This window comes from Nocardiopsis sp. NPDC006938, from assembly GCF_042869555.1.
GTDB lineage: Bacteria > Actinomycetota > Actinomycetes > Streptosporangiales > Streptosporangiaceae > Nocardiopsis.
Genome location: NZ_JBIAGA010000001.1, coordinates 662,833 through 678,309, shown reverse-complemented (window position 1 = coordinate 678,309; position 15,477 = coordinate 662,833). Strand labels below are relative to the sequence as shown.

General features: G+C 71.1%; 15 protein-coding genes. 6 read left to right on the top strand and 9 right to left on the bottom strand.

Going from position 1 to position 15,477, the window contains the following annotated elements; genetic code table 11:
- Nucleotides 1-14: 14 nt before the first annotated feature.
- The 3 genes from ACFYL4_RS02830 to ACFYL4_RS02820 all read left to right on the top strand — a co-directional run bounded on the left by ACFYL4_RS02830 (nucleotide 15) and on the right by ACFYL4_RS02820 (nucleotide 2,006).
- Nucleotides 15-449, top strand: a complete 435-nt coding sequence (locus ACFYL4_RS02830) for a response regulator (RefSeq protein ID WP_026129711.1) — start codon at nucleotides 15-17, stop codon at nucleotides 447-449.
- Between the two features lie 80 nt (nucleotides 450-529).
- The gene (locus tag ACFYL4_RS02825; protein WP_387515904.1) at nucleotides 530-1,057 is read left to right on the top strand and encodes a low molecular weight protein-tyrosine-phosphatase; all 528 of its coding nucleotides are present in this window, start codon (nucleotides 530-532) and stop codon (nucleotides 1,055-1,057) included.
- A gap of 31 nt (nucleotides 1,058-1,088) precedes the next feature.
- Entirely contained in the window at nucleotides 1,089-2,006 is a 918-nt protein-coding gene (locus ACFYL4_RS02820) for a fructosamine kinase family protein (protein WP_357767228.1), read from the top strand.
- Nucleotides 2,007-2,010: 4 nt separating this feature from the next.
- On the opposite strand, the gene ACFYL4_RS02815 is transcribed toward ACFYL4_RS02820, so the two are convergent.
- The 3 genes from ACFYL4_RS02815 to ACFYL4_RS02805 all read right to left on the bottom strand — a co-directional run bounded on the left by ACFYL4_RS02815 (nucleotide 2,011) and on the right by ACFYL4_RS02805 (nucleotide 5,432).
- Nucleotides 2,011-2,943, bottom strand: coding sequence for a carbohydrate ABC transporter permease (locus tag ACFYL4_RS02815; protein WP_387515902.1), 933 nt, complete (start codon nucleotides 2,941-2,943; stop codon nucleotides 2,011-2,013).
- Complete coding sequence (locus ACFYL4_RS02810) at nucleotides 2,940-3,917, bottom strand: sugar ABC transporter permease (protein WP_357767170.1); 978 nt, start codon at nucleotides 3,915-3,917, stop codon at nucleotides 2,940-2,942. Before ACFYL4_RS02810 ends, ACFYL4_RS02815 begins: the two co-directional genes overlap by 4 nt.
- Before the next feature lie 180 nt (nucleotides 3,918-4,097).
- A complete protein-coding gene (locus ACFYL4_RS02805) occupies nucleotides 4,098-5,432 on the bottom strand; it encodes an ABC transporter substrate-binding protein (RefSeq protein WP_387515900.1) in 1,335 nt (444 codons plus the stop codon).
- A 232-nt stretch (nucleotides 5,433-5,664) separates the two neighbouring features.
- Here ACFYL4_RS02805 and ACFYL4_RS02800 point away from each other — a divergent pair, with 232 nt between their 5' ends.
- Both ACFYL4_RS02800 and ACFYL4_RS02795 read left to right on the top strand, forming a co-directional pair.
- Complete coding sequence (locus tag ACFYL4_RS02800; RefSeq protein WP_387515898.1) at nucleotides 5,665-6,771, top strand: Gfo/Idh/MocA family oxidoreductase; 1,107 nt, start codon at nucleotides 5,665-5,667, stop codon at nucleotides 6,769-6,771.
- Nucleotides 6,772-6,938: 167 nt separating this feature from the next.
- Nucleotides 6,939-8,300 carry a four-carbon acid sugar kinase family protein gene (locus ACFYL4_RS02795; protein ID WP_387515896.1) on the top strand — a complete coding sequence of 454 codons (1,362 nt, stop codon included), beginning with the start codon at nucleotides 6,939-6,941 and terminating at the stop codon, nucleotides 8,298-8,300.
- A gap of 157 nt (nucleotides 8,301-8,457) precedes the next feature.
- Here the strand turns inward: ACFYL4_RS02795 and ACFYL4_RS02790 are convergent, their stop codons facing one another.
- The 6 genes from ACFYL4_RS02790 to ACFYL4_RS02765 all read right to left on the bottom strand — a co-directional run bounded on the left by ACFYL4_RS02790 (nucleotide 8,458) and on the right by ACFYL4_RS02765 (nucleotide 14,454).
- A complete protein-coding gene (locus ACFYL4_RS02790) occupies nucleotides 8,458-9,348 on the bottom strand; it encodes an alpha/beta fold hydrolase (protein WP_387515894.1) in 891 nt (296 codons plus the stop codon).
- Between the two features lie 92 nt (nucleotides 9,349-9,440).
- Nucleotides 9,441-9,794: a DUF4873 domain-containing protein gene (locus ACFYL4_RS02785; protein WP_357767156.1), complete on the bottom strand. Its 354-nt coding sequence runs from the start codon at nucleotides 9,792-9,794 to the stop codon at nucleotides 9,441-9,443.
- Nucleotides 9,791-11,320, bottom strand: coding sequence for a flavin-containing monooxygenase (locus tag ACFYL4_RS02780; RefSeq protein ID WP_387515891.1), 1,530 nt, complete (start codon nucleotides 11,318-11,320; stop codon nucleotides 9,791-9,793). The genes ACFYL4_RS02785 and ACFYL4_RS02780 overlap by 4 nt, the downstream gene beginning before the upstream one ends.
- Before the next feature lie 239 nt (nucleotides 11,321-11,559).
- The gene (locus ACFYL4_RS02775) at nucleotides 11,560-12,474 is read right to left on the bottom strand and encodes a diiron oxygenase (RefSeq protein ID WP_387515889.1); all 915 of its coding nucleotides are present in this window, start codon (nucleotides 12,472-12,474) and stop codon (nucleotides 11,560-11,562) included.
- Between the two features lie 11 nt (nucleotides 12,475-12,485).
- Nucleotides 12,486-13,340 (bottom strand): SDR family NAD(P)-dependent oxidoreductase, encoded by an 855-nt coding sequence (locus ACFYL4_RS02770; protein ID WP_357767147.1) that lies wholly within the window; start codon nucleotides 13,338-13,340, stop codon nucleotides 12,486-12,488.
- Nucleotides 13,341-13,539: 199 nt separating this feature from the next.
- Entirely contained in the window at nucleotides 13,540-14,454 is a 915-nt protein-coding gene (locus tag ACFYL4_RS02765) for a diiron oxygenase (protein ID WP_387515887.1), read from the bottom strand.
- Between the two features lie 174 nt (nucleotides 14,455-14,628).
- Here ACFYL4_RS02765 and ACFYL4_RS02760 point away from each other — a divergent pair, with 174 nt between their 5' ends.
- Entirely contained in the window at nucleotides 14,629-15,411 is a 783-nt protein-coding gene (locus tag ACFYL4_RS02760; protein ID WP_357767141.1) for a MerR family transcriptional regulator, read from the top strand.
- Nucleotides 15,412-15,477: the final 66 nt, after the last annotated feature.

Genomic DNA, 15,477 nt, shown 5'->3' with positions numbered 1-15,477 from the left:
GCTTGAGCGAGGTCATGTTGGTGCATCCCATTGAGGTGCTGCTGGTCGAGGACGATCCCGGTGACGTCCTGATGACCAAGGAGGCATTCGAGGAACACAAGCTGGGCAACCGGCTGCACGTGGTCTCGGACGGCGTCGAGGCGCTCCGCTTCCTGCGCCGTGAGGGCGAGTTCGCCGACGCCCCCCGCCCCCACCTGATCCTTCTCGACCTCAACCTGCCGCGCAAGGACGGCCGGGAGGTCCTGGAGGAGGTCAAGAACGACGACGACCTGGCGCACATCCCCGTCGTGGTGCTCACCACCTCGGAGGCCGAGGAGGACGTGCTCCGCAGCTACCGGCTGCACGCCAACGCCTACGTGCCCAAGCCCGTGGACTTCGAGCAGTTCATCCGGGTCGTCCGGCAGATCGACGACTTCTTCGTCACCGTGGTGCGACTGCCCAAGGGCTGAACCCGCGGTGAACACGGACGGAACCGGCACGCACCGCGCCGAACCGGGTGGGTGTGGCGGTTTTTCGTTACGGTAAGGGCATGAGCCTGCCGGAACCGCGTGACCCCTCTGGTCCCTACCGCGTCAGCGTCGTGTGCCTGGGCAACATCTGCCGATCGCCCATGGCCGAGAAGGTGCTCTCCGCCGACCTCGAACGCGCCGGGCTGCACGACCTCGTACGGGTCGACAGCTCCGGCACGGGTCACTGGCACATCGGCGACGGGATGGACACCCGCGCCGCCACGACCCTGCGCGTGCACGGCTACCTCACGACCCACACCGCCCGCCAGTTCGACCCCGCGGACCTGGGCACCCGCGACCTCGTCCTGGCCATGGACCTGGACAACCTCGACGAGCTGAGCGGAGCCGTGGCCGAACACGGCGCCGAACTCGGGTTCGACCCCTCCCGCCTGCGACTGTTCCGCTCCTTCGCTCCCGGGGTCGGCCCCAACCCGGAGGTCCCCGACCCCTACTACGGCGGGGACGACGGGTTCACCGCCGTCCTCAGCATGGTCGAGTCCGCGGCCAAGGGGCTGACGAGCGAACTCGCCACCCGGCTGCGGGGCTAGGCGCGTGGACGGGGAGGCGATCGTGCGGTCCATGGGCCCCGGGGGCGCGGGTGACGGAGCGGGCCGCCCCGGCCGCGACCCGCAGACCGGCACCCTCGCCGACCGGGTCGCGGCCCTGCTGGACACCGACGTCCGGCGCGCCGCCAAGGCCGGGACCAGCCATGACTGGACCCTCTCCTACGCCGAACTGGCCGACGGCACCCGACTGTTCGTCAAGTCCCAGACACGCGGGCACGAACCCGTCGGCGCGCTCCTGGCCGAGGCGCTCGGACTGGAGTGGCTCGGCCGGTGTTTCGGCTCCCCGGTGATCCGCCCCCTGGGCTGGGACGAACGCCTGCTGGTACTGCCCCTCGTCGAACAGGACGACCCCACACCCGCCGCCGCCGAACGGCTCGGCCGACAACTCGCCGGAACCCATCTGACCGGCGCCGACGTCTTCGGGGCGGACTGGCCCGGCTTCATCGGGCCGCTCCCCCTGGACAACACCCCCGCCCGCCACTGGCCGCGCTTCTACGCCGAACAGCGCCTACGCCCCTACCTGCGCCGGGCCCTGGACCTGGGTGCGCTCACCCCCACCGACGCCCGCGCGATCGAACGGGTCGTGGACGCGGTCGAGGACCTGGCGGGCGAACCCGAACCCCCGGCCCGCATCCACGGCGACCTGTGGAGCGGCAACGTGCTCTGGCGCGCCCGGGACGCCGTGCTGATCGACCCGGCCGCGCACGGCGGCCACCGCGAGGCCGACCTGGCCACGCTGGCGCTGTTCGGCCTGCCTCACCTGGACCGGGTCCGCGACGCCTACAACGAGGTCGCCCCGCTCTCCTCGGGGTGGCGCGGCCGGGTGGCCCTGCACCAGCTGCACCCGCTGCTCGTACACGTGTGCCTGTTCGGCGCCGCCTACCGCACCACTGCCCTGGAGGCTGCGCGGGCCGCCTACCGCGCCACCTGACCCCTCACCCCTTGACGCTGCCCGCCAGGAGTCCGCGCACGAAGTAGCGCTGGAGGAGGAAGAACACCAGCAGCGGGACGACGATCGAGACGAACGCGCCCGCTGTGAGCCGGTGCCAGGCCTCTCCCCGGGTACCGGCCAACTCGGCCAGGCGCACGGTGAGCGGCGCCGTGGCGGCGTCGCCCCCGGCGAAGATCAACGCCACCAGCAGGTCGTTCCACACCCACAGGAACTGGAAGATGCCCAGGGAGACCAGGGCGGGCGCGATCAGCGGCAGCGCCACCTTCCGGAAGATCGTCCCGTGCCCCGCGCCGTCCACCCGGGCCGCCTCGAAGAGCGACCCCGGCAGCTGGGACAGGAAGTTGTGCATCAGGAAGACGCCCAGCGGTAGCCCGAATACGGTGTGCACCACCCACACGTTGGTGAAGGCCATCGCCCCGGTGAGTTCCCACGCGGGCAGCACCTGCGCGCCGCCCACCGACACCCCCTGGGAGAAGAAGCGCAGCAACGGCACCAGGGCCATCTGGATCGGCACGATCTGGAGCGCGAAGACGCCCAGGAACACCCAGTCGCGGCCCCGGAAGTCGATCCAGGCCAGCGCGTACGCCGCCAGCGCCGCCAAGCCCAGGACGAACACCGTCGACGGCAGGGTGATCACGAACGAGTTCACGAAGTGGCTGGCCAGCCGGCCGTCGTTGGCGCTGCCGAACAGCACGTCCCGGTAGTTGTCCAGCGTCACCTCCGGGGAGCTGGGGAACGTCCACCAACCGCTGGTGCGGATCTGGTCGGCGGGCCGGAACGAGGAGACGAACAGCCCGGCGGTGGGCAGCGTCCACAGCACGGCGATCACCAGGGCGGCGAGGCTGGCCGCCCCGCCGCTGAGCCGCCCGCGCACCCGGGCGGCGGCGCTGCGGTTCCGGGATGCGGTCTTGCTCATGCCAACTCCCTGGCCTTGCGGTTGCGCCGGATCTGGAGGACGACCAGTGGGACGACCAGGACGAACAGGACCACGGCCAGCGCGGACCCCTGGCCCATCTGTCCCTGCGAGAACGCCTGGCTGTACATCTCGTTGGCGATCACGCTGGTGCCGTAGTTGCCGCCGGTCATGGTACGGACGATGTCGAAGATCTTGAGGGTCTGCACGGAGATGGTGATGAGCACGACCACCAGCGTGGGCCACACGGACGGCAGGGTGATCCGCGCGAACAGCTGCCACGCGCCCGCGCCGTCGATGCGCGCCGCCTCCACGGTCTCGGTCGGGATCGCCTTGACGGCGGCCGAGAGCACCACCATGGCGAACCCGGACTGGACCCAGATCAGGACCAGGATCAGCAGGAACGTGTTGAGCGGCTGTTCGAGCAGCCACAGCCGCGGCTCGCCCCCGAACCACACGACGATCTGGTTGAGCAGCCCGTACTGTTCCTGGTCGGCGGGCCGGTAGGCGTACACGAACCGCCAGATGATGCTGGCGCCGACGAACGAGATCGCCATCGGCATGAAGACCATCGACTTGGCCAGCGACTCGAACCGCGACCGGTCGATGAGCACCGCGTAGAGCAGCCCGACGGCGGTGGCCAGGGCCGGGGCGAACAGCACCCAGAGCAGGGTGTTGGCCAGGACCTGGAGGATCTCCGGTCGCTGGAACATCCACTGGTAGTTGGCCAGGCCGACGAACGCGTCCCCGGAGCGGTCGTGGAAGGACAGCACGATGGTGCGGACGACGGGATAGACCAGGCCGCCCAGGAGCAGTAGGACCGCGGGTCCGAGGAAGAAGGCCGCCTGCCAGCGGTCCCGGCGGCTCCTGGGGGCGTCGAGCAGGACGAGCATCAGGCCGATGACGCCGAGGAAGGCGGCGATCCCGATGAGCGCCCACACGAGCTTGGGCAGCTCGTTCAGAAGGGAGAACTCCATGGAAGACCCCTGGTGGTACCTGGAGGAGCGGGGAAGGTGTCGTGCGCCCGCCGACCGCCGTCACACGGTCGGCGGGGCGGGACGTCAGGCCGGGGCGGTCGACCCGCCCCGGGCCCCCACCCGGCCACGGCGCCCTCAGAGGGGGCGACGGAACCGGGCGGAGGGCGGGGTCCCGTGCGGTCACGGCCACGCCGACTCGACGCTCTCCAGCACCGTCGCGGTGTCGGTCCCGGTGACCCAGTCGACCATGCCGCTCCAGAACACGTTGGTCCCCACGGAGGAGGGCATGGCGTCGCTGCCGTCGAAGTGGAAGACGGTGTCCGGGTCGTTCAGGACCTCCGCGGTGAACTGGTCGGTGGGGTCGGCCAGGACCGAGGGGTCCAGATCCTGGTGGGCGGAGACCCAGGACCCCAGGGAGGCGCGCTCGTTGGCGTAGGCGCCGGAGGAGAGGTACTCGTGCAACGCCACGACCTCGTCACGGTCGTCGAAGGCCACGACGAACTCTCCGCCGCCCATGATGGGCACCTCGGCCCCGGACTCCAGCGGAGGCAGGACGAAGCCGTAGACGTCGCCGTCCTCACCGATCTCCACGTCGTCCGCGAACTGCGCTCCGTAGAAGGAACCCATCAGGTACAGGGCGCAGCCGCCGTCGAGGAGGGGCATCCCGGCGTCCTGGAAGGAGGTGACGGCGATGCTGTCGACGCCGCCGAAGGTGCCGTTGACGTAGTCCTCGTTGCGGATGACCCCGTCCGCCAGGTCGAAGGCCTCCTCCACCTCGGGGGCGTCGAACGGGATGTCGTGGGCGATCCAGTCGTGGTAGACGTCGGTGCCCGAGGTGCGCAGGAGGGCGTTCTCGATCCAGTCGGTACCCGGCCAGCCCGTGGCGTCGCCGGACTCGAAGCCCACACACCAGGGCCGGGTGCCGTCCGCCGCGACGGTGTCGCTGAGCTCGATCATGTCGTCCCAGGTCTCGGGGACCTCGTGGCCGTTCTCCGCGAAGAAGGAGGGTGAGTACCAGACCATCGACTTCATGTTGGCGCCGAGCGGGGAACCGTACAGTTCGCCGTCGACGGTCGCGTAGCCCCGCCAGTCCTCGCTCCACCCGGACTCGACGTTCTCGCGTACGCCGTCCGACACCGGAACCGCGTAGCCGTCCCCGGCGGCGCGCTCCAGGAGGCCCGGCTGGGGGATGAAGGCGAGGTCGGGCGCGTTGCCGCCGTCGAGCCGCACCGGGAGCTGGGCCTCGAACTCGCCGCTGCCCTCGTACTGGACCGTGATGCCGGTGCAGGCGGCGAAGTCGGCCCAGGACTGTTCCAGGCGGTCGCCCTCCTCGTCCCGGATGGAGGCGTAGACCGAGACGGTGCCGCCGGTGCCCTCCCATTGTTCGTAGGGGGCGCAGTCGATGCCGGAGGTGTCGGCGGTGCCGCCGTCGCCCCCGCTCAGGTAGGAGCAGCCGGAGGCGAGGAGGACCACGCCTCCCGCGGCCAGCGCGCGTCGAGTCACCGAACCGGGCATGGGGGGTCTCACTCCTTCGGCACGCACACCCGCAGGGGTCGGGTGTGATTCAGGTCATGCGTTTCTCGATGTAAGTCCCCTCCGGCGGGAAAGTCCAGACCTCGCGCAAATTCTTGCGTAACGATCCGAAATCTTGCGATCCGATCGTGTGTGCTGGGACTTCGTGGCCACGGGAACGGGCCCGGCGTGTGCCCCACGCCCGGTGGGGCCGACGGAGCCGTACATTGGGGACATGGCCGACGCACCCACCAGCCCTGGTCAGGGCTCCTCCGGACACGACGGACCCGAGCTGCACGTGGCCCTGCTCGGCTACGGCAAGGGCGGCGAGGTCTTCCACGCTCCGCTCATCGACGCGGTACCCGGGTTGCGCCTGTCCGCGGTGGTCACCGGCTCGCCCGAACGCGCCCGGGCCGCCAGGGAGCGCTACCCCGGGATCACCGTCCACCCCACCGCCGCCGACCTGTGGGCGAACGCCGGGCACTACGAGATCGCCGTCGTGAGCACACCCAACGACACCCACGCCTCGCTGGCCCGGGCCGCCCTCGAAGCGGGGATGGCCGTCGTGGTGGACAAGCCCTTCGCGCTCACCGCGCGCCAGGCCCGGGAACTCACCGACCTGGCCGATGAGCTCGGCCACGTGCTCACCGTCTACCAGAACCGCAGGTGGGACGCCGACTTCCTCACCCTGTGGCAGCTGATCGAAGAGGGAAGCCTGGGGCGTGTGCACCGCTTCGAGTCGCGGTTCGAGCGCTGGCGCCCCGTTCCCAAGGGGACCTGGCGCGAGACGGGAGACGCGGACGCCGGAGCCGGCCTCCTGTACGACCTGGGCCCGCACCTGATCGACCAGGCTGTGAACCTGTTCGGCCCGGTCGCCACCGTCTACGCGGAGATCGGGGCCCTGCGCCCCGGCGTGCGCGCCGACGACGACGTCTTCCTGGCCCTTGGGCATGTCCGGGGCACGCGCTCCCACCTGTGGATGAGCGCGCTCAGCGCGCGCAACGGTCCCCGGTTCCGCGTACTCGGGGACCAGGCCGCCTTCACCAGCTTCGGCCTGGACGGCCAGGAGGCGCGGTTGACCGCGGGGGAGCGCCCCGACGCCGCCGACTGGGGCGTGGTCCCGGAGGGGCGGTGGGGGATGCTCGGCGAGGACGGCCGTTCCACACCGGTGCCCAGCGCGCGCGGCGCCTACCCGGAGTTCTACGCGGGTGTCCGTGACGCGGTGGGCGAAGGCGAACCGCTGCCGGTGGACCCGCACGAGGTGATCCACGGCCTGGAGGTGATCGAGGCGGCCCGCCGCTCCGCCCGGACCGCCTCGGTGGTGCGTATGCCGGAGAGCTGACCGGTCGGTACCTGCGGCCCGCCACGGCGGGCCGGGGCACCGCGCCGCCGGAGCCGCGTCCGTACCAGGGGGCGCTCCGCCCGGCCGACCCTGTGGACGACGTACCCGGCCCCTCCCCATGGCCCTATGTTGGAGACAGATACTTCCCACACGTCAGGAGCAGCGCCGTGGCCCAGGTCCTCGTGGTCGCCGATGACCTCACCGGAGCCAACGCCACCGGCGCACGGTTCGCCCGCACCGGGATGCGCGTGGCCACGGTGACCCCCGAGCACGTCAGCCGGGTCGCGGGGGAGTACGACGTGGTGGTCGCCAACCTCGACAGCAGACACGTGCCCGCCGAACAGGCCGCCGACCTGGTCACCGACGTCGTCGAGGCGGTGTGGCCGGTGGGGCTGGTGGTCAAGCGCACCGACACCACGCTGAGGGGCAACGTCGGCGCGGAGATCGAGGCCGCCTACGACGCCGTTCGGGAGAGGCTCCCCGCCGGGACCCGCGTCCGGGTGCTGTTCGCCCCGGCCTTCCCCGGTTCCGGGCGGATCACCGAGGACGGCGTGCAGCTGCTCGACGGTGTGCCGCTGGAGCGTACCGAACTCGCGCTCGACCCCCTGAGCCCGGTCACCACCAGTGTGGTCTCGGACATCCTCGCCGCCCAGAGCGACCTCGCCGTGCGGCACGTCCCGCTGCGCCGGATCACCCAGGAGATGCTCACCGCCGAGCTGCTGGCCGGCGACGAGCCCGTGGTGCTCTGCGACGCCAGCACCGAACAGCACCTCACCGACATCGCCGAGGCCGCGGCCGCCGCCCACCACGCCGAGGGAATCGTGTGGGTGGCCGTCGACCCGGGACCGACCGGCGCCCTGCTCGCCTACGCACTGAGGCTGCGCGGCCAGGCCGGTTCCCGGGGGCCGCTGCTCGCCGTGGCGGGGAGCACCACCGACCTCACCCGCAGACAGCTCGCCACCGTGGCCCGCACCGGCGCGGTCCGATTCGTGGACCTGGACGCGGTCGCCCTCAGCGATCCGGCCAGTGACCACCCCGACCAGGTGGCGCGGGAGCTCACCGACCACCTGTCGTCCTCGGGATTTCCCGAGATCTGTGTGCTGCGGGTGGTGACCCCGGCCGCGCGGGTCCGCGAGCTGCCCGCAGGGGCCAGGGCGGAACTGCCGGGGAGGGTCGCCGGGCTGGTGGCCGACGTCGTCAACGAACTCGCCGACACGGTGGGAGCGCAGGCGCTGCCCAGCGGCCTGTACCTGACCGGAGGGGACCTCACCGCGAGCCTGCTGGACGAACTCGACGTGCACGCCTTCGACGTGGGCGGGGAGATCGTTCCGCTGGCCGTGCACGGCCACCTCAGCGGGGGCCCGCTCGACGGGACTCCGGTGGTGGCCAAGGGCGGGCTGGTAGGGGACGACATCACACTGGTGGAGTGTCTGGCGAAGCTGCGCCGGTCCGTGCAGGCCAGGCTGCACCAGGTGCACTCGGAGGTGTCGGAACACGTGATCCCCGTCCCCGGAAGGGAACACGGCTGAGGCGTCTGTTCCTCTGCGTTGATCGTGTCCGTCCCCCGACGACATGCGGACGCGGGCTCCCCGCGCACGCCGAGATGATCCCGCGGCCCGGCGCCCGCTCCGGCCACCGGGTCTCCCCGCGTCAGGGGAGGGCGCCTGCGGTCAGACTCTCCAGCCGTCAGCTCTTCGGGGTGACGTGGTTGGCGACCAGCTTCCCCACCAGCTCCGCGAGCACTCCGGGGACCTCCAGCGGACCCATGTGGCCCAGGCCCGGGACCACCCGGACCTCCTCGCAGTCCTGGACCAGGCCGCCGATGTGGTGCGCGTGCCACTGGGGGGTCAGCTTGTCCTCGTCCCCGCCCACCACGACGGTGGGCACCGCGATCTCGCGCGCGGAGTCGGCCAGGTCCAGCCTGGTCATCACCCGGCCCCACTCGCCGCGCGGGACACCGCCGCACCCGTGCACCAGGCGGGCGCACAGCCGCTTGGCCGCCAGACTGGTGCCCTTCCCCATGACGAGGTACCGCAGCACGCTGGCGCTCCCGGCGTTGGCCGGACCCAGGGGGAGCGGCGCGGTCAGGAAGACCCTGGCGCCCAGCTTGCCCAGCGGCCCGGGCAGGGGGATGGCGGTGGACCGGTCTGGTAGCTCGGCGCACCCGGTGTTGGTGAGCAGCACCGCCCCCACCCGCTCCTTGAAGGTGGCGCGCGGGCCGGACGCCATGATGGTCATCCCGCCCATGCTGTGTCCGGCCACCAGCGCCCTGCTCCCGGCGGGAACGGTGGCCTCCAGGACGGCGCACAGGTCGTCGGCGAGCTTCTCCGTGCCGTACCCCGCCCGGGTGAGGGGGGTCTGGCTCCGACCGTGGCCGCGCTGGTCGTACAGGACCACCCGCAGGCCCGGGTCGAGGTCCCGTACCACGGGACCCCAGGAGGCCAGGGACGTCGACCAGCAGTGGGAGAACACCACGGTCGGTCCGTCCGAGGGGCCGCGCACCTCGACGTGCAGCAGGGTGCCGTCCGCCGAGCGGACGCGGAGCTCCTGCGCGTGTCCCACGTGTCGTGTCGCCATCGGGGTCTGCCTCTCGCTCGGGTGGTGGGTGCCCCTCCGGGACGGCGCGTGGCCCGGAGGGGCGATCTGGGGGAGGCCAGTGGCCTCGGGGGTCAGTCGTCGAGATCGATGCTGGGCACGGCGAAGGGCGGCGTGCCCGACCCGTGGACGGGGTGCCCGCCCCACAGGTTGGGGGTGTCGAGCCTGCCGACCCCCTCGTGCCCGTCGGGGGTGCGCACGACGACCGTACGCGCCCCTTGCTCGTAGGCCCGGGTCAGCCCTGGCTCCGGGGCCAGCCGCCCCTTCCAGCGGTAGTCGCCGGTGAGCGGGGAGAAGTGCCCGGCGAAGTGCGCCCTGACCTGGAAGCTCTCGGCCGGCTTGGCGTCGCCGCCGTCGGCGGACTCCTGGAGCAGCAGGACGGTGACCGTGCCCTGGTACTCCTCTTCCTCGTCGTCGAACCCGCTCACGCGGACGCTCCTTCCGGGACCCGGGCACCGGACCGGCCGGTGGAGGGGGCGCGGCGCAGGTCGTAGTTGTGCGGGTCGAACCAGCGGGTGCGCAGCGCGTAGTTCCAGGTGAAGGTGGGCCACAGGGTGGTGTTGCGGCCCTGCTCGTTGAGGTACCAGCTGTCGCAGCCGCCGGTGACCCACACGGTTCCGCGCATGGACCTGTCCACCATCTCGTTGTAGGCGCGCTGGGCCTCCGCACGGGGCTCCAGCCGGTCGATCCGGTTCCTGCAAGCGAACCCGAGCGCCTGCATGGTGTACCGGATCTGTGCCTCGATCATGAACACCTGCGAGGTGTGCCCCAGCCCGGTGTTGGGCCCGGCCAGCACGAACGCGTTGGGGAAGCCGTTGACGGTGGTGCCCCGGAAGGCCTGGACGTCCGTCCCCCAGTGCTCGGCGAGGGAGCGCCCCCGGGCGTCGTACACGCGGTGGGCGATGGGCGGGTCGGTGACCTGGAACCCGGTGCCGAGGATGATGGTGTCCACCTCGTGCTCGGTCTCCCGGCCGGAGGCGTCCCGGGTGACCACCGAGTTCGCCCGGACCTCGACGATGCCGTCGGTGACCACGTCCACGTTCGGCCGGGCCAGGGCGGGATAGTAGTCGTTGGACATCAGGATGCGCTTGCACCCGGCCCGGAACGTCGGTGTGAGCTTGCGCCGTAGCTCGGGGTCCTTCACGCTGCGGTTGATGTTGGCCCGGCCGAGCCGCTCCACCACCCCGAGCAGCCGGGGGTTCTTGGCGAACCCGAGGATGTAGGTCTCGCGTCCCCAGTAGATGCTCTTGCGGGCGATCTGTTGGGCACCGGGCACGTTGCGGTAGAGCCAGCTCTCCGCCTTGGTGATGTCGCGGTCGTGCCGGAACATCACCCACGGGGCCGTGCGCTGGAACAACGAGAGCCTTCCCACCAGCGGCTGGATCTTCGGCACGAACTGGATGGCGGACGCCCCGGTGCCGATCACCGCCACCTTCCGGCCGCTCAGGTCGTGGTCGTGGTCCCACTCGGCGGAGTGGAAGAGCCTGCCCTCGAAGGAGTCGAGGCCCTTGATGTCGGGGTAGGTGGGGTCGGCGAGCGGACCGGCGCCGCTCACCAGGAACTGAGCGGTGACGGTGCCGCTGGTGGTCTCGATCCGCCAGCGGTTGGCCTCGGGTTCCCAGTGCGCCGCCAGCACGTCGCTGTTGTGGCGCACGTGCCGGTCGACGCCGTGCTCCCCGGCGACCCGCTTCATGTAGTCCCAGATCTCCGGTTGCGGGGAGAAGGTCCGGCTCCAGCCGGGGTTGAGCGCGAAGGAGAAGGAGTACAGGTGGGAGGGGACGTCACAGGCGGCGCCCGGGTACGCGTTGTCGCGCCAGGTCCCACCGATGCCGTCGGCCCGTTCGAGGATCACGAAGTCCCGTAGCCCCGCCTGGGTGAGGCGCACGGCCATGCCGATCCCGGCGAACCCGGAACCGATGATGGCGACCCGGTGGTGCGGCACTGCTTCGGTCACGATGCTGTTCCCTTCGTGCGGCCCGGTGCGGCCGTGGACGCCGGTGTACCGACCGGTGAGTACGGCCCCCGGGGAACGTGGCGCGTGACGTCCCCCGGGGGGAGGGTGTCGGGGCCCGAGCGCGTGGCGCGTTCGCTCTCGGTCCCCGACGTCTGGGCCGCCGCCGGAGGACGTGGCGCGTTACGCCTCCGGCGGCGGTGTCTCGGGGAGAGGGGGTCCTCTCGGGGGGAGGGAGGGGGCTAGCGGCCGAGCAGCCCGGCCTTCTTCCAGAAGTACCGTCCCAGGCCGGTGATCGCACCCGCGGTGTCCAGGGTGCCGACCACCTTGCGGGCCGCCCAGGTCTTGGTCTCCACCCAGTGCGGGTTGGCCCTGGCGACCCGGTAGGCCTCCTTGGGGTCCAGCCCGACCTGCGCGTAGACCTTCGGGTTGATGAGTCGGGTCGCGGAGTAGTAGGTGACCAGGCCCAGGACGATCCGGCTGTAGGCCTTGTTGAGGGCGCCGCGCTCGGGCCAGTCGCGCTGGAACTCCTCGCGGGCGTAGCGCATGTGGCGCGCCTCTTCGGTCACGTGGATGCGGGCCACGGAGCGCACCAGCGGCAGGATCTGTTCGTCCGGGACGGCCTCGCGCTGGAGCTGGTCCAGGACCTCCTCGACGAAGAGGGCGCCCGCGAAGATCAGCGGCCCGTGCGCGATGGCCTTGAACACCCGGCCGAGGTGGAAGGTGACCGGGTCGAGCCGGTGCGCCTCCCAACCGAGCTTTTGCACCATCTTCGCGAACATGACGGTGTGGCGGCACTCGTCGGCGATCTCGGTGTAGGCGTACTGGACGTGGAGGCTGGTGGGGTCGTTGTGGTAGGCGTGCCGGACGAGCATCTGCATGAGGATGGTCTCGAACCAGATGCCGATGGTGGCGACGCTGGCGACCTCCAGGCGCGAGAGCTCCTTGCGCTTCCCGTCACTGAGCTGGTCCCACAGGTGGGTGCCGTAGAGGGAGATGCGCTCCGGGCGGATCGCCCACATGTCGGGGTCGACGGGCGCGTCCCAGTCGATCTCGACCAGGGGGTCGAAGGAGGCCTTGGCGGAGCCGCGCAGGAGGCGCTTGGCGATGTCCTCGCGGTCGGTGGTCTTCGGCTTGGCGACGACTTCGGCGGTCATCTCGTTCCTCCTCAGGAGGCGCTGGTCTGGGCGTGGGGGGAACCGTGGCGCGCGTGCAGCCCCCGGGCGATCTCCGCGTCGGCGAAGGCGCCGTCGGCGAGGAGGAGGCCGAGCTGGAGCGACACGATCTGTTCGGTGGTTCCGGGGAAGTGTTTGGTCAGGTGCAGCGCGGCGGTCCCGAAGGCGGTGCAGGCGACGTCGCGGGGGGCGCGTCGGGCGCCCGCGGCGCGGACCACGGTCATGACGGTGTCGCGCTCGGCCTCGGCGGGGACGAGTCCGTCGAGGGAGGCGCCGGTGGCGCGGGAGCTCTCGTGGATGGGGGTGTCCACGTAGCCGGGGTAGACCGTGGTGACGCCGACGTGCGTGCCGTACTCGGCGCGCAGGCAGTCGGCGTAGGCGGTCACCGCGCGCTTGGAGACCGTGTAGGCCCCGGCGAGCGGGAGCTGGAGGTTGGCCAGGAGCGAGGCGGTGACGATCACGCGGCCGCGGTTCCGGAGCAGGGCGGGCATCGCGGCGGCGGTGACGCGCCAGGTGCCGAGGAGGTTGACCTCCAGCGCCTGGTGGGCGTGGGAGTCGGGCAGGTGGCCGATGTCCACGGAGGGCCCGACCCCGGCGTAGTGGATGAGCAGGTCCAGGCTCCCGCCGAGCTGGTCGACGGCTTCGGCGATCGCGGTCCGTACCTGCTCGTCGTCGGTGATGTCGCAGGCGATGACGCCGGGGGCGGGCTTGCGGTCGATCCCGACGACGTTGACGCCGAGGTGGCGCAGGACGGCCACGGTGGCGCTGCCGAACGCGCCGGAGGCGCCGGTGACGATGGCGTTCTGGCCGGGCAGGCGGCCCAGGTGGCGCGGCAGGGGGGTCGTCATGTGATCTCCTCCACAGTCATTGCCGGAACGTTACAACGAGCATTGTCACAATGCAATGGGTAGACCACGGAAATTTACTCGCCAGTAAAGTCGGGGACTCCCGGTGGTGACGGGTGTGCGGGGTCCGTGTGCGTGCGGAGGGGGCCGCGCGCCCGTGCGCGGCCCCCGGTCGGAGGCGGTTCGCGCCCCCCTTCGTTATCTAGCCGCGGCCGAGCAGCCCGGCCTTCTTCCAGAAGTACCGGCCCAGACCGGAGATCGCCCCTGCGGTGTCGAGCGTTCGGACGACCTTGCGGGACAGCTCGGTCTTGCTGTCGACGAAGCGCGTGTTGCGCAGGGCCGTCCGCCGGGCCTCCCTGGGGTCCAGGCCGATCCGTTCGTAGACCTTCGTGTGGATCAGCCGCGTCGTCGCGTAGTAGGCGACCAGGCCCAGTACGAGCCGTGAGTACGCCCGGTCCACGGGCCCGCGACGCCGCCAGTCGCGGTGGAACTCCTCGCGGGCGTAGCGGATGTGCCGCGCCTCCTCGATCACGTGGATGCGGGAGGTGGAGCGCACGACCGGCTCGATGCTCTCGTCGTCGATCATCTCCCGCTGGAGCTGGTCGAGGATCTCCTCGACGAAGAGGGCGCCGGCGAAGATCAGCGGCCCGTGGGCGAGCGCCTTGAAGACGTTGCCCAGCACGTGCGCGACCGGGTCCAGCCGGTAGGCGGTGGAGCCCAGCTTCTCGATGGCCTTCGCGAACATGACGGTGTGGCGGCACTCGTCGGCGATCTCGGTGTAGGCGTACTGGACGTGGAGGCTGGTGGGGTCGTTGTGGTAGGCGTGCCGGACGAGCATCTGCATGAGGATGGTCTCGAACCAGATCCCGGTGGCCATGGTGCTGGCCATCTCCAACCGGGACAGCTCCCGGCGCTCCGCCTCGCCGAGTTGGTCCCACAGGTGGGTGCCGTAGAGGGAGACCCGTTCGGGGCGCATCCCCCACAGGTCCTCGAGGGGGGCCTCCCAGTCGATCTCGACCAGGGGGTCGAAGGAGGCCTTGGCCGAGCCGCGCAGGAGGCGCTTGGCGATGTCCTCGCGGTCGGTGAGCTTGGGTGTCGGCGCGTTTCCCACGGACATGGGTACCTCCAGGGGGTTCCGTGCCGGAGGCGCGCCGAACGGGCGGTTCGAGTGGTGTGACCCCGTTCACTCCGATCACCTAGAACGTTACAATCTCTGTTGTCAACGTTCAACGGCGCCCGGGAGCGGATTTACTGATGAGTACGGCGCTCCGGGGTCTCTAGGCTGGGTTGCATGGCCGAATACCGTATTGACGAACTCGCCCGGCTCGCCGACACGACGGTGCGCAACGTGCGGGTGTACCAGGACCGAGGTCTCCTCGCCCCGCCCCGGCGCCAGGGTCGGGTGGGCATCTACTCCGAGGCGCATCTGGCACGTCTGCGGCTGATCGGCCAGCTCCTGCGTCGCGGCTACACCTTCGCCAACATCGGCGAGATGTTCCAGGTGTGGGAGCGCGGCGGCGACCTGTCCGAGATCCTCGGCTTCGAGTCCGCGGTCGGTGACGCCTGGAGCGACGAGATCGCCGACTACCTCGGTATGGCCGACCTGAAGGACCTCTTCGGCAAGGGGGTGACCCCCAAGACCATAAAGCGTGCCCTCGACCTCGGCGTGCTGGAGCGCGACGGTCTGCGCTTCCGCGTCCCGAGCCCGCGCCTCCTGCACGCGGGAGTCGAGCTGGTCAAGCTGGGAATGAGCGTGGGAGCGGTGCTGGACATCGCGGAGAACCTGCGGGACCGGATCGGTGACGTCTCCGAGCACATGGTCCGCCAGGTCTCCGACCACATCATCGCCGAGCACGCCCCCGGCACCGTGATCCAGAGTGAGGACGTCGCCCAGATCGCCGAACTCATCCGCCGGGTGCGCCCCCTCGCGCAGCAGGCGGTGGACGCGGTCCTGGCACAGGAGATGGCCCACCACCTCACCAACGTCATGGGCGACCACTTCGCCCACGCCATGGAGCACCTCAGGAACGAGGACCAGACGACGCAGGACACGGACGGCCCCCACGGTCCCTGATCCGCACCGGGTGAACCGACCGCCGGACCCGCTCTCCGGCCCGAACACCGCCCCCGCCCGGACTCC

Bases quoted from the DNA above. Each gene is read 5' to 3' on its own strand.
- ACFYL4_RS02830 (WP_026129711.1), top strand. From the start codon at position 15: ATGTTGGTGCATCCCATTGAGGTGCTGCTGGTCGAGGACGATCCCGGT.
- ACFYL4_RS02825 (WP_387515904.1), top strand. From the start codon at position 530: ATGAGCCTGCCGGAACCGCGTGACCCCTCTGGTCCCTACCGCGTCAGC.
- ACFYL4_RS02820 (WP_357767228.1), top strand. From the start codon at position 1,089: ATGGGCCCCGGGGGCGCGGGTGACGGAGCGGGCCGCCCCGGCCGCGAC.
- ACFYL4_RS02815 (WP_387515902.1), bottom strand. From the start codon at position 2,943: ATGAGCAAGACCGCATCCCGGAACCGCAGCGCCGCCGCCCGGGTGCGC.
- ACFYL4_RS02810 (WP_357767170.1), bottom strand. From the start codon at position 3,917: ATGGAGTTCTCCCTTCTGAACGAGCTGCCCAAGCTCGTGTGGGCGCTC.
- ACFYL4_RS02805 (WP_387515900.1), bottom strand. From the start codon at position 5,432: ATGCCCGGTTCGGTGACTCGACGCGCGCTGGCCGCGGGAGGCGTGGTC.
- ACFYL4_RS02800 (WP_387515898.1), top strand. From the start codon at position 5,665: ATGGCCGACGCACCCACCAGCCCTGGTCAGGGCTCCTCCGGACACGAC.
- ACFYL4_RS02790 (WP_387515894.1), bottom strand. From the start codon at position 9,348: ATGGCGACACGACACGTGGGACACGCGCAGGAGCTCCGCGTCCGCTCG.
- ACFYL4_RS02775 (WP_387515889.1), bottom strand. From the start codon at position 12,474: ATGACCGCCGAAGTCGTCGCCAAGCCGAAGACCACCGACCGCGAGGAC.
- ACFYL4_RS02770 (WP_357767147.1), bottom strand. From the start codon at position 13,340: ATGACGACCCCCCTGCCGCGCCACCTGGGCCGCCTGCCCGGCCAGAAC.
- ACFYL4_RS02765 (WP_387515887.1), bottom strand. From the start codon at position 14,454: ATGTCCGTGGGAAACGCGCCGACACCCAAGCTCACCGACCGCGAGGAC.
- ACFYL4_RS02760 (WP_357767141.1), top strand. From the start codon at position 14,629: ATGGCCGAATACCGTATTGACGAACTCGCCCGGCTCGCCGACACGACG.